Origin of the sequence: Sphingomonas sp. S-NIH.Pt15_0812, assembly GCF_003951315.1 — a bacterium.
Lineage (GTDB): Bacteria > Pseudomonadota > Alphaproteobacteria > Sphingomonadales > Sphingomonadaceae > Sphingomonas.
Genome location: NZ_QLJH01000005.1, coordinates 166,503 through 179,729 on the forward strand (window position 1 = coordinate 166,503; position 13,227 = coordinate 179,729).

The 13,227-nt window shown below is 67.0% G+C and carries 10 protein-coding genes; 5 read left to right on the plus strand and 5 right to left on the minus strand.

Annotated features, from left to right (window positions below; genetic code table 11):
- The first annotated feature begins 48 nt into the window (after nt 1-48).
- Complete coding sequence (locus BRX43_RS05400; protein WP_241214787.1) at nt 49-3,084, plus strand: TonB-dependent receptor; 3,036 nt, start codon at nt 49-51, stop codon at nt 3,082-3,084.
- Between the two features lie 84 nt (nt 3,085-3,168).
- On the opposite strand, the gene BRX43_RS05405 is transcribed toward BRX43_RS05400, so the two are convergent.
- Entirely contained in the window at nt 3,169-3,411 is a 243-nt protein-coding gene (locus tag BRX43_RS05405; RefSeq protein ID WP_125993834.1) for a LuxR C-terminal-related transcriptional regulator, read from the minus strand.
- Nucleotides 3,412-3,701: 290 nt separating this feature from the next.
- Here BRX43_RS05405 and BRX43_RS05410 point away from each other — a divergent pair, with 290 nt between their 5' ends.
- Both BRX43_RS05410 and BRX43_RS05415 read left to right on the plus strand, forming a co-directional pair.
- Entirely contained in the window at nt 3,702-5,048 is a 1,347-nt protein-coding gene (locus BRX43_RS05410; RefSeq protein WP_125993878.1) for a gluconate:H+ symporter, read from the plus strand.
- 28 nt (nt 5,049-5,076) lie between these two features.
- Complete coding sequence (locus tag BRX43_RS05415; protein ID WP_125993879.1) at nt 5,077-5,754, plus strand: FCD domain-containing protein; 678 nt, start codon at nt 5,077-5,079, stop codon at nt 5,752-5,754.
- A gap of 14 nt (nt 5,755-5,768) precedes the next feature.
- On the opposite strand, the gene BRX43_RS05420 is transcribed toward BRX43_RS05415, so the two are convergent.
- Nucleotides 5,769-6,308, minus strand: a complete 540-nt coding sequence (locus BRX43_RS05420; protein WP_241214788.1) for a gluconokinase — start codon at nt 6,306-6,308, stop codon at nt 5,769-5,771.
- Between the two features lie 200 nt (nt 6,309-6,508).
- On the opposite strand from BRX43_RS05420, the gene BRX43_RS05425 reads away from it, so the two are divergent.
- Complete coding sequence (locus BRX43_RS05425) at nt 6,509-9,595, plus strand: glycosyl hydrolase family 28-related protein (protein ID WP_241214789.1); 3,087 nt, start codon at nt 6,509-6,511, stop codon at nt 9,593-9,595.
- An 18-nt stretch (nt 9,596-9,613) separates the two neighbouring features.
- On the opposite strand, the gene BRX43_RS05430 is transcribed toward BRX43_RS05425, so the two are convergent.
- Both BRX43_RS05430 and BRX43_RS05435 read right to left on the minus strand, forming a co-directional pair.
- Nucleotides 9,614-9,820 (minus strand): hypothetical protein, encoded by a 207-nt coding sequence (locus BRX43_RS05430; protein WP_125993835.1) that lies wholly within the window; start codon nt 9,818-9,820, stop codon nt 9,614-9,616.
- Between the two features lie 107 nt (nt 9,821-9,927).
- Nucleotides 9,928-10,197 carry a hypothetical protein gene (locus BRX43_RS05435; protein WP_125993836.1) on the minus strand — a complete coding sequence of 90 codons (270 nt, stop codon included), beginning with the start codon at nt 10,195-10,197 and terminating at the stop codon, nt 9,928-9,930.
- A 336-nt stretch (nt 10,198-10,533) separates the two neighbouring features.
- Between BRX43_RS05435 and BRX43_RS05440 the strand changes: the two genes are divergently transcribed.
- Entirely contained in the window at nt 10,534-12,399 is a 1,866-nt protein-coding gene (locus tag BRX43_RS05440; RefSeq protein ID WP_125993837.1) for a glycoside hydrolase family 97 protein, read from the plus strand.
- A gap of 105 nt (nt 12,400-12,504) precedes the next feature.
- On the opposite strand, the gene BRX43_RS05445 is transcribed toward BRX43_RS05440, so the two are convergent.
- Nucleotides 12,505-13,122, minus strand: a complete 618-nt coding sequence (locus tag BRX43_RS05445; RefSeq protein ID WP_125993838.1) for a DUF2076 domain-containing protein — start codon at nt 13,120-13,122, stop codon at nt 12,505-12,507.
- Between the last annotated feature and the right edge of the window lie 105 nt (nt 13,123-13,227).

A 13,227-nucleotide genomic window follows, 5' to 3' on the forward strand; every position in this document is an offset into this window, starting at 1 on the left:
CCGTCCGACGACGATACCATCCCCGCCATAACAAAAAGGGGACCCATGATGCGATCTCGCTACCTTCTCGGCGCCGCCGCGCTTGCAACCAGCGTCGCCATCGCTACGCCCGTTCTGGCGCAGGATGCCACCGCTGCACCGACCGTCGATCAGCCGGCTGATGCACAGGCGAGTTCGACACCGCCCGCCAGTGACGAGATCGTCGTGACCGCCTCGCGCATTGCGCAGTCGCCGATCGCTGCGCAGCCGACCCAGGCGATCACCGCGGAGACGATCGCAAAGCGCGGCTATACCAATCTGGGCATGGCGCTCCTCGAACTGCCGGTCTTCAGCGTGCCCGGCAACAGCCCGGTTGGCGGCCAGGGCTTCGGCAGTGCGGGCCAGACCTTCGTCAACATGTATAATCTCGGTGCACAGCGGACGCTGACCCTGGTCAACGGCAACCGCTTCGTATCGAGCGCCAGTTCCTCGCTATTCGGTCCGGTCGCGGGAAGTCCGGTCGATTTCTCGACGCTTCCAGTCAACTTGGTCGAGCGCGTCGAGACCGTGTCCGTCGGCGGCGCCCCGATCTATGGCTCGGATGCGATCGCGGGCACGGTCAACGTCATCCTCAAGCGCAATTATCAGGGCCTGTCCTTCGCTGGGCAGTCCGGTATCTCCGAGCGCGGCCGCGGCGGGACCTATAATGTGTCGGGCCTGGTCGGCCAGAACTTCGCCGAGGAGCGGGGCAACATCACGCTCAGCCTGCAATATGACAAGCAGAACGGCATCCCGACGTCCGAAATCTTCTATCAAAGCGGCGATGCGCCGTTCTTCACGCGTGCGCAGCCTGGCAAGCCGTTCCAGCAGCAACTCTACTACGGTGGTCAGCGTTACGCCGTGTTCACCAACACCGGCATGCCGATGGTGGATGACGGGATACCGATCCTGTCCGGCCGGCCGTCCTCCGCGATCACCGATGCGAAAGGTCGCGCACTCTTTTTCGGGGCGAACGGGTTGCTGACGCCCTTCAACAATGGCGAAATCACCGGACAGAGCCTGATCCAGGCGGGCGGTGACGGCTTCCGCATCCGCGACTTCGGGAACTTTCTGGTCGACAGCAGCCGCTTCTCGGGAACGGCGCTGTTCCATTATGATTTCAGCAATAGCCTGCGCTTCTCGGGTGAGGCCTGGTACGGACGAAGCGTCGCGACCAACCTGCGCGATCAGCCCTATTACAACACCGCGCTGTTTGGCGGCGCCGGCAGCAACAACGGCAATCTGGTGCTCAGCACCGACAATCCCTTTCTCAGCGCGGCCGACCGGGCGACGATCGTCAGCAGCCTCGCCGCCAACGGCCAGCCCACCGACACCTTCTACCTGACTCGTGCCAATACGGACCTGGCGACCGGGCGCTTCCGTTCCGCGACCGACCTTTATCGCATCGTCGGCGGGTTGGACGGCGATATCCATCTCGGCGACCGGTTGCTGACCTGGGAGATCAAGGGCAATTACGGCCGCTCGAACACCAAGACCACCGCGCGTGAACTGGTGACGAAGAACTTCTTCAACGCCATCAATGCCGTGCGCGACGCCAGCGGCAACATCGCCTGCGCCCCCGGCTATACCGACGCCACGATCCCGACGATCAGCGCTACCTGCGCGCCGCTTAACATCTTCGGCGTCAACCAGGCCAGCCAGGCGGCGATGAATTACGTCACCGCGGTCGCGACGCCGAAGCAACAGAATGTCCAGGCCGACCTGATCGCCGACGTCAAAGGCGATCTGATCAAGCTGCCGGCCGGCTTCGTCAAGTTCGTCCTCGGTTTCGAGCATCGCAACGAATCGACGAAATTCGATCCGGGCCTGTTCTACTATGGCGAGCCCAATGGCGACGGAACGCGGACGCAATATGGTAACAGCATCCCGATCGACCCGGTCGCCGGTTCCTATCACACCAACGAGTTCTTCACCGAACTGAACGTGCCGCTGGTGTCGGGCGACATGCACGTCCCGCTGATCCACAGCCTGGAACTCCAAGGCGCGGCCCGGTATGTCAGGAACAGCATGACCGGGGGCTTCTGGGCCTATACCGGCGGCGGCAAATATGCGCCGTTCAAGGGCCTGACCCTGCGCGGCAACTATACGCGATCGCTGCGCGCCCCCGCCATCACCGAATTGTTCGCACCGATCGGGCAGGTCTTCTCGGCCGCCAACGATCCATGCGATAGCCGGTATATCACGGGCGGACCGAACCCGAGCAAGCGCGCCGCCAACTGCGCGGCCGCCGGATTGCCCGCCAACTTCACATCCAACGTGGTCGACTACACGGCTGCCGGACGTTCGGGTGGCAATCCCAACCTGCAGAACGAGATCGGCAATAGCTGGACGGCGGGCGGCGTCTTGGAGCCGAAGTTCATCCCCGGCGTGCGCCTGTCCGGCGACTATGTCCATATCGATGTGAAGAACGAAGTCGCCTCGCTCGGGCTGGTCGATGTGATGAACGCCTGCTACGACTCCGCTGATTATCCGAACACCCCGTTCTGCGGCAGCTTCGCCCGCAACGCCGCTGGCCAGGTGGCATCGTTCACCACCGGATACTACAATATCGGTATCGAGCGCTTCCGAGGCATTCAGGGCAGCTTCGCCTACATCCTTCCCTTCACGCGGCTGGGGGCGAGCGAGTCGGCCGGCACCTTGTCGGTCGGCGTCAATTACCTGCACACGATCGAGCATTACTACCGGGTCGGCAGCGGCGACATCCAATACAAGGTGGGCACGACGCAGGAGCCGAAGGATAATTTCACCGCGAACGTCAATTACGACAATGGTGGCTTCAACCTGATGTGGCAGTCCATCTATAATGGCCCGACCCGCATCAACGTCAACGTACCGGACAGCAATTACGAGTATCCGCGCATCGGCGCCTATTGGATGTTCAACACGTCAGCCGGCTACGATCTGAGCGATCGATTCAACATCCGGTTGATCGTCAACAACGTGCTCGACAAGAAGGTGCCTTTACCCTTCTTGGTCAGCGCCAATCGCTATTATGACGCTTTCTTGGGCCGCAGCTTCCGCGTGAGCGTCGGCTTCAAGCTCTGACCGGAAAAGGACGGCCTCGGACAGGTTCGGGGCCGTCTCCGTCACCATGGTCGGAACGGCGCGCTTCAGCGCGCCGTTTTCGGGTCAGAGGCTGAGCGCCTGCGCGGCGATGGCGACCTGGGTCCGGTTGCGGACGTTGAGCTTGCGCATCAGCGCAGTCATGTGCGCCTTCACCGTCGCCTCGGCGATGCCGAGGTCGAAGGCGATCTGCTTGTTGAGCAGGCCCGAATGGACACCGCGCATGACCTTCATCTGGGTGGGGGTCAGCTGCGCCAGCGGCGACTCGATCGCGTCGGGCTGGCGGCTGGTGTGGACGGTCGCTTCCATCGTCATCCTCCTCTGGCGGCCGGGCCGCCGGGGTTCGCCGGCCACCTGACGGGCCGGTCGAAATATCATGATCCCACCGGTGCTGGTCGCAATCCGGTTGGACAGATTTCCTGTATGATCCCCGTCACCCCTTGCAATCAAGGCTTTTTTCTTGCCGACCCGTAAAAACCTGTCCTACAGCTAGTCACCGGGACAGGCGAATGCGCCGCCCGTAAAGCGAGGGAGGATGCGATGCGGCCAGCACGGACCGGACAGATGGCAGCGGCGGAGACGCGGGCGTGAGCGGCGCGTTGACCGGCGGCGACGTCCGACTGATCGGCGCGGCGCTGGCGGGCATCCTGCTGGCGGTGCTGATGATCGTGCGCGGTCGCCTCCATCCCTTTATCGGCCTGCTCTGCGGTGCGTTCACCGTCGGCCTGCTCGCTGGCCTGCCGCTGCCCGACATCGCCAAGGCGGTGCAGAAGGGCGTCGGCGACATCATCGGCGGCACCGGCCTGGTCGTGGCGCTCGGCCTGTCGCTGGGGGCGATGCTGCACCTCTCGGGCGCCGCCGCCGCGCTGGCCCGTGCGGCGCTGGGGCTGACCGGCGTGCGCGCCGCGCCCTGGGCGACGCTCGGCATCGCCATCGTCGTCGGCCTGCCGCTGTTCTTCGAGACGGGCCTCGTCCTGCTGCTGCCGATCGTGGTCGCGGCCGCGGAGGCGATGGCGGGGCCGGACGATGCCGATCGCGACTCCGCGCGCCTGCGCCTGATCATGCCGGCGCTGGCCGGCCTCGGCGTCGTCCACGCGCTGGTGCCGCCGCATCCGGGGCCGCTGCTGGCGGTCGAGGCGCTGGGCGCCAATCTCGGCCGCACCATGCTCTATGGCATCGTCATCGCAATCCCGACCGCGATCCTCGCCGGGCCGCTGCTGGCCAAGGTGACGACGCGCGGCGTCCGCCTCGCCCCGCCAGTCCTCGGCGATCATCAATTGGCGATCGCCACCCCCGCCTTGCCGCTGTCGCTGCTGATCGTGCTGTTGCCGGTGCTGCTGATCGCAACCGGCGAGCTGGGCCAATTGCTCCCCGGCCTGTCGGGCAGCACGGCGCTGGTCGCGGCGAGCAACCCCGTCGTGGCGCTGCTCGTCACCAACCTCCTCGCCTTGCCCCTGCTGTTCGGGCGGCGGCTGCGCGAGGCGGCGATCCAGGACGCGGTGTGGCAGGAGACGATGGGCGCGGCGGGCGCGATCCTGCTGGCGATCGGCGCGGGCGGCGCGTTGAAGCAGGTCCTGGTCAGCGCCGGCCTGTCCGACCTGCTGGCCCGCGTCGTGTTGATGTATGCCATCTCGCCCTTGCTGCTCGGCTGGTTGGTCGCGGTCGGCATCCGTCTGGCGGCCGGGTCGGCGACGGTGGCGACGATCACCGCGGTCGGCGTGATGCCGGGCGTGGTGGCCAGTTCGGGCGTCTCGCCGGAGCTGGTCGTGCTGGCGATCGGCGCAGGCTCGGTCTTCTTCAGCCATGTCAACGACCCCGGCTTCTGGCTGGTCAAAAGTTATGTCGGCACCAGTACGGCGGACACGTTCCGCACCTGGTCGCTGCTGGAGACGACCATCTCCGTCGTCGGGCTCGTGCTGGTCGTGGCGCTCAGCTATGTCGTTTGAACGACCCGATTTCGGACAGGGGGCGCGGGTGAGTGAGGGGCGACTGGCGGACCGGGCCTATACGGCGATCGTCCGCATCATCACCGAGGAGGATCTGGCGATCGGCGATCGCCTGCCCTCCGAAAGCCGGCTGGCCGAAACGTTCGGCATGTCACGCACCATCGTCCGCGAGGCGCTGGCGCGGCTGGCGTCGGACGGGATCACCGAGGCGCGGCGCGGCGCCGGTTCCTATGTGAAGCGCCGCCCCTCCGCTCGGCTCGGCAGCCATATGCCGATGGATGCGCTGGCGGCGACGCTCGGCACCTATGAAGTGCGCTTCGTGCTGGAGGCGGAGGCGGCGCGGCTGGCGGCGCAGCGTCGTTCGCCCGAGCAGATGGACGCGATCGAGGCGGCGCTGGCGGCCCTACGCACCGCGTTGCTGTCCAACGCCCCCGCGCATGACGAAGACTGGCTGCTGCACCGCACGATCTTCGAGGCGACCGCCAATGCCGCCTTCGTGCCCGTCTTCGACCATTTGCAGGACGCGGTGATGCGCATCCTGCGCGCCGGCGTCGAAATCTCGCGCGCACGGGCGCCGGAGGTGATCGGCGCGATGATGGAGGAGCATGACGCGATCGTCGACGCGATCCGCGCGCAGGATGCGGACGGCGCGGCGCTGGCGATGCGCTGGCATCTGTCGCAAGGGCGCAAGCGGCTGATGCCGTGATGCGCCGTTTCCGGTCAGGCGGAGACGCCCTCCACCCAGTCGAGCACCGCGACGCTGAGATCGTCCGGCGCGCGGGATGCATCGAGCGTGATCGCGCGCTCGTCGGGGCCCGGCCGTTCCAGGGTCGCGATCTGGCTGGCAAGCAGGCTGGACGGCATGTAATGGCCCGCCCGGCTTTCCATCCGTCGTTCGATCTCCGCCGCGCCAGTGTCGAGCAGCACGAAATGGAGCGGCATCCCCGCCGCCGTCTCCAGCCGTTCGCGATAGACGCGCTTCAGCGCCGAACAGGCGGCGACCGCGACGCCGCCGGTGCGGGCCGCGTCCCCGATGGCGGCCCCCAGCCGGTCGAGCCATGGCCAGCGATCCGCGTCGGTCAGTGCGTGGCCGGCCTGCATCTTCGCGACGTTCTCGGCCGAATGATAGGAATCGCCTTCCAGCACCGGGCAGCCGAGCCGTTCGCCGAGCCGGGCCGACAGCGTCGACTTGCCGCTGCCGCTGACGCCCATGACCACGATGGCGCAGGGCTGGCTCGCTGGTGTCTCGCCTGGCATCATCGCGCGTCCTTCATCCCTTCACGGCCCGCAAGGCCGCATCGCCGACCGATGACGGGCCGATGCGGACTTGACCATTACGACCTTTGTCGCAGTCGTCGGGTCGGCGACCCGACCCTATCGACGGGGTTCAACACCCTGGGCAGGCGATTGGCCCCGGCGCGCATATGACGCGCAGCACAGCCCCTGACGGAGAGAGCGCGATGACCATCCGACCAGCCATGACCCGCCTGACCGGCCGGGCGGCGGCCCTGCTGCTCGCCGGCACCACCCTGACCCCGGCCGCATGGCTGCCCACCGCGCACGCCGCCCCGGCGCGGGGTGGCGGCACCTCCGCCTATCTCACCGCCCCCGCCGACCCGCGCGCCGTGACCGTGACGGCTCCGAAGGATGGCGTCGCCGATGCGACCGCCGCCATCCAGCAGGCGATCGACTCGGTCGCGGCGAAGGGCGGCGGCGGCCTCGTCTTCCTGCCGAGCGGTCACTATCGCCTGTCGCGGACGCTCTACATATGGCCGGGGGTGCGGCTGTTCGGCGTCGGACGGACGCGGCCGGTCTTCGTGCTCGCCCCCAACACGCCGGGGTTCCAGCGCGGGGTCGGCAGCATGATCTTCTTCACCGGCAACCGCCGCGCCGCGCCCGGCGAACCCGCCGCGCCGCCCGTGCCCGTGCCGCCGCCGACCAGCGTGCCGTTCGATCCGGGCATCGCCGATGCCAATTCCGGCACCTTCTATTCCGCGATGAGCAATGTCGATTTCCGCATCGGCGACGGCAATCCGGCGGCGACCGCCGTGCGCTTCCACGCGGCGCAGCACGCCTATCTCAGCCATATCGATTTCCACCTGGGCGGCGCTCTCGCCGGCATCTACCAGGTCGGCAATCTGGGCATGGACCTGCGCTTCCATGGCGGACGCTATGGCATCCTGACCGAAAAGCCATCGCCCGCCTGGCCGTACACGCTGCTCGACTCCAGCTTCGACGGCCAGCGCGACGCCGCGATCCGCGAGCATGAGGCGGGGCTGACGCTGGTCAACACCGTGTTCCGCAACGTGCCGATCGGTGTGGAGATCGATCGCGGCTATGGCGACTGGCTGTGGGGATCGGACGTCCGGTTCGAGAATGTCTCGCAGGCCGGTGTCGTCATCAGCAACGAGGGCAATGCCTATACGCAGGTCGGGTTCGAGAATGCGGTGGCCAGCAACACGCCGGTCTTCGCCCGCTTCCGCGACAGCGGCAAGACGGTGCCCGGATCGGGCACGCGCTATCAGGTGCGGGCATTCACCTATGGCCTGACGTTGCCCGGCCTCGGCACGATGGGCCGGTCCGAAACGCGGATGGACGCCGCTCCGGTCGCGCGGCTACCCGGACAGCGCGCCAGTGCGATCCGCGCGATGCCGGCCGTGGCGAGCTGGACCAATGTCCGGGACCTGGGCGTGCGCGGCGACAACGCGACCGACGACACCGCCGCGCTGCAACGCGCGATCGACACGCACCGGGTGCTCTATTTCCCCGCCGGCTTCTACCGCGTCACCGATACGCTGAAGCTGCGGCGCGACAGCGTGCTGATCGGCCTCCACCCCAGCCTGACCCAGATCGTGCTGGCGGAGGACAGCCCGGCGTTCCGCGGCATCGGCAGTCCGCGTGGTTTGATCGAAAGCGCGCGCGGCGGCGATGCGATCGTATCCGGCCTCGGCCTGGATAGCGGCGGGCGCAACCCGCGCGCCACCGCGCTGCTCTGGCGCGCGGGCGCGGCGTCGCTGGTCGACGACGTCAAGTTCCAGGGCGGCCATGGCACGTTCCTCGCCGATGGCAGGCGCACCGATCCCTATAATGCCGACCATAGCGGCGATGCCGATCCGACCAAGCGCTGGGACGGGCAGTTCGCCAGCCTGTGGGTGACGGATGGCGGCGGCGGCACGTTCAACGGGCTGTGGACGCCCAACACCTTCGCCTCGGCCGGTCTCTACGTGTCCGATACCGACACGCCGGGCCATGTCTACCAGATGTCGGCCGAGCATCACCGCCGCGCCGAGATCGTGCTCGACCGGGTCCGCCACTGGCGCTTCCTGGCCCCCCAGACCGAGGAGGAGGCGGGTGAGAGCCGCGACGCCGTGTCGCTGGAGGTGCGCAACTCGCAGGACATATTGTTCGCCAATTACCATGGCTACCGGGTCACCCGTTCGATCCAGCCCGCCCCCAGCGCGGTGGCTCTCTACGGGTCGAACGACCTCCGATTCCGCAACGTGCATGTGAACGGCGAAAGCGGTTTCGCGACCTGTGACGCCAATGGCTGCGGCACCTATCTGCGCGCGAGCAAATATCCCTATGCCAATGCGATCATCGACGTGACGCGCGGCGCGGCGGTGCGCGAGCGCGAATTCGCGGTGCTCGACGTGACCGACGCCCCCCTGCCCCCGCCTGGCGCGACGCTGGCACCGGTCACGAAGCTGGCCGATGGCTTTTACTCGCTCGGTGGCGGCGCGGTCGACGGCAAGGGCCAGCTCTACTTCGTCGATCGCTACTTCCAGCGCATCCATGGCTGGACCGCGGCCACGGGCCTGTCGATCGTCGCCGACGCGCCGCTCGATCCGGTCAACCTGGTCGCGGACCGGTCGGGCAAGCTGATGGTCCTGTCCTCGGCCGGTCCGGCGGCGACCGTCTACAGCCTAGACCCTGCGCATCCGCAGGACGTGCGCATCATCGCGCCGACCGCCGGCACCGACCGCGCCGGCGCGATGCTGGCGTTGCCGGGCAGCTTCTGGAACAATGGTGAGTTCCGCGATCAATATGATCCCGCCACCGACCATTTCACCACGCTGGCCGAGATGTTCGCGCGTGACGCGGCGGCCCCCAAGTCCAACCATTATGTCTCGGCCGACGGCAGCGTGGCGCTCCCGGCCTTCCGCGTGTGGCAGCAGGGGCCGGCCAATCATATCGGCTGGCGCTTCTCCGACACGCTCGACACCTATGGCTTCGTCACCGGCACGGTGGGCGAGCGGGTCTATGTCGCCAATGGGTCGGAGGATCGCACCTATAGCGCGCTGCTCGGCCCCGGCGGCGCCCTGACCGACCTCCGCCCCTTCGCGCCGCGCGGCGGCGAGAGCGTCGCCAAGGGACCGGACGGCCGCGTCTATGTCGCGAACGGACAGGTGTTCGTCTATGGCGCGGATGGGCAGGAGGCAGGGTGGATCGACGTGCCCGACCGGCCGCTGCAACTGCTGTTCGGTGGAGAGGACGGGCGCACGCTGTTCATCCTCACGCATCACACGCTCTACAGCGCGCGGCCTTGAGGCCGATCGGCGCGGTGGTCAGATCGTGATCGGGAAATCCGATCGCCGCGCCAGCATCGTCATGTTGCCAAAGGGGATCATCTCGGCGCTGTCGACATATTGGATGTAGAGCCGGTGGCGCTCGCGCTCGTCCCAGGCCAGGGCACGGCCGACCATCTCGCTCAGGCGTCCGCGGTCGACCCGCTTGCTCCGCGTCGCATCGTCCGAATGCCGAAGGAGAAGCATCGTCTCCGCCCTCCAATTGACCGCGCTCACCGTTCGTCTCCGCTTCTGTGCGCTGCCAATCCGCACGGCCACTGGCCGTTCCACTAATTTCCCTTGTTTAAAGCGATTTAACCTAATCCGGGCTCATTCGCGGTTAGATCGGTCCGAATCGGCGACGATCGGGGAATGACGGTCGCCACGATGATATGGGCCAGGGACTGACCGACGCTGTTCTCGATATCGAGCTGCCAATGTCCCTCATCGACAAAGCCCGGATGGTCGGACAGGTAGCGTCCCAGATGGCGTACCGCCTCGTTGCGCGCCTCGCCGAGATCGACGCACTCGATGCTCTTCGTGGCCTCCGGGCTGTTCCGGAGCTTGAGAATGAAACGAGCCATGCATCTGTCGCATGACGACCGCCATGCGCTCCTTGAATTGTCCGGGAGGGCGAGCATAGCATCCTCCGCGCATGGGTCCCTGATGTGGATCGGATTACCCGGCATCCCGTCGCATCCGGGCGCTTATCGATGGCGCGCCCATGGGGTCGGCCAGTCGACGGTGTTACGGTACGTCAAATGCCCCCATGCTACGGCACCTGCCTGGCAGAACACTTGCCGGCCAAGCCGATTTGACTTGCAAGCGTCAGAGCGACCTTCCACGTTCAAATCCAAAGGGCGAGAGTAGCGATCGCATCCCGGTCGTGCCTCCGATCCATGATCATGGGAGGAATGGGGATGGGACGATCGACAGGCCGGGGATCGCGGCTCTTCCCTGGCGTCTGCGGCCTGGCCCTGACCTGTATCGCGGGGATCACGCCTATTGGCGCCGCGCAGGCCAAGACCGTGCAGGTCACCAGTCCCGATGGCAAGGTGCAGGCGCTACTGGCGGACGACGGCGGCCACCTGTCCTACCGCGTCGCCATCGATGGACGGCCGATCCTCGACCCGTCACCGCTCCGAATGCGGGTGGATGGCATCGAACTGGGCGATGGTGCGTCCATCGGCGCCGTTCGCCGCGACAGGACCGACAGCCGCTACCGCTTCTTCGGCGCCAAGGCCGCGGCGATCGACCGCAGCACCATCGCGCATGTGTCGCTCACCACCCATGGCACGACGTTCGAGGCGGATGTTCGCGTCGCAAATGACGGGGTCGGCGTCCGCCTGCGCCTGCCCGCCAAAGCCGGCCGGAGGATCGAGGCGGATCATTCGGGCTGGACGCTTGCCGCCGCCGATCCGCGCGTCTGGGTGACGCCGCGGGATCCCGGCTATGAGGCGATCTACGAGAAGAAGACGCTAGGCGAACTGGCCGGCGAGCCGCTCGGCCTGCCCCTGACGGCCAAGGTCGACCGCTATTGGGTCACGATCAGCGAGGCCGCCACGGCCGGCTATGGCGACATGTCGATCACGCCGGATGCCAGTGGGCGGCTGACGGGCGATCTCTATGCCGATCCCAAGGGTTGGCGCACCGACAGGGCGGTCGTCCAGCCGTGGCGGGTGACGATCGTCGCGCGCGACCTGACCGGCCTGGTCAACACGACGCTGATCCAGAACCTCAACCCGCCTCCCTCGCCCGCGCTCGCCGCCGCGCCATGGATCCGACCGGGCCGGTCGAGCTGGCAGTGGCTCGCCATCGGCGCGCCGCTGGAGGCGGACCAGCATCAATGGGTCGATTGGACCCGGCAGCTCGGCTACGAATATTATCTGGTCGACGAGGGTTGGGCCGCTTGGAAGCGCCCATGGGACACGCTGGCGGACACGGTGAGATACGCCCGGTCGCAGGGTGTCGGCATCTGGATCTGGGTCGACAGCAAGGAGATGGTCGAGCCGGCGCAGCGCCGCGCCACGCTGCGTCGCTACGCGGCTATGGGCATCGTCGGCGTGAAGGTCGATTTCCCTGGGCATCCCGACCATGTCTGGACGCAATGGTATGAGGATTTCGCACGCGATGCCGCGGCCGACAGGCTGATGGTCGACTATCACGGCGCGGTGAAGCCCACGGGCACCGAACGGACCTGGCCCAACATCCTGACGCGGGAGGCGGTGCGGGGTCATGAATGGCAGATCACCCGGTACAAGCGGGTGCTGCCCGCCGACCACGACACCATCATCCCCTTCACCCGCTATATCGTCGGGCCGGGCGACTATACGCCGACGGTGTTCGAGCCGGAGGAATTGCAGGGCAACAGCTGGTCGCACGAACTGGCGCAGGCGATCATCTTCACCTCCCCCTATCTCTCGTTCGGCGGCCATCCACGCACCTATCTGGCGAACCCGGCGGTCGACCTGCTGAAGGCGGTCCCCGCGGTCTATGACGAGACCATCGTCCTGCCGGGCAGCGATCCCGGCACGCTGGCGGGCTTTGCCCGACGGCGTGGCCGTCAATGGTTCGTCGCGGTCATCAACGGCTCATCGGCGAGATCGTTGACGATCGACCTGCGCTTCCTCGGCAAGGGTGACTGGTCGCTCCTGTCGTTCGCCGACGATGCGGCGCGGACCGATACCTACGACCGGACGGAGCGCATGGTCCGGTCGAACGGCTCCATCAAGGTCCCCCTGCGCGCGCAGGGCGGGTTCGCCGGCTGGCTGCGCCCGGCGCGCTGATCGACCTGGTTTACTCGCTCTTGCGATCGGAAAGCGACGGCAAAGGGGGACGATCAACACGGGGAGCGTCACCGTCTGACGCCCCTGTGCCGATCCGGTCAGTCCTCAATAATTGTCGCGGTCGTCGCTGCCGTCATTGCCGCCATCGTTGCCGTCGTCGTAATAGTTGTTGACGATGGTCTCTTCGGGCTGATCGACAAAGCCCTGCCCGCCGCCGAACATACCGCCACCGCCATTATGGCGGCCGAACATGTCGGACAGGCCGCTGAACAGCATCTCGCCTCCGGCGACGCCCGCCGCCGTGGTGCCGGCATTACGCAGGAAGCTGCCGAGCCCGCTTTGCGCGGAGAACAGGCCGGGACGCTGCTGCGGCGGCACGGAGGCATAATCGGGCTGCGGCGGCGCATAACTCGGCTGCGCCGGCTGCCCCCAGGGCGAGGCCTGGCTCTGTTGCGGGGGCAGGAAGCTGGATGCGGCGGCCGGCGGCGCGACGCGATAGGTCATCTCGCGAAGCTCGCCTTCCAGCTCGGCGATGCGGGCTTGCGCGGCGTGCAGCGACTGGTCCGCGACGATCGCGTGCTGCACCAGCCAATAGCCTGCATCGGAATTGCCGCCGAGCGTCTGGCGGATCATGCCATCGGCCTCCTGATCCTTGGGCACGCCCCTGGCATAAGCCAGATCCTGCAGGAACCGCGTGAGCAACTGGCGTTCGTCCGGCGTCATTCCATTCTCCTTCGACGATGCCGAAGATGAGGCGCGACGCCGCAGGATCAATGTTCGATGGACGGCTTACCGGAATTTCATCAAGCCATCATGATGGCGGGGCGA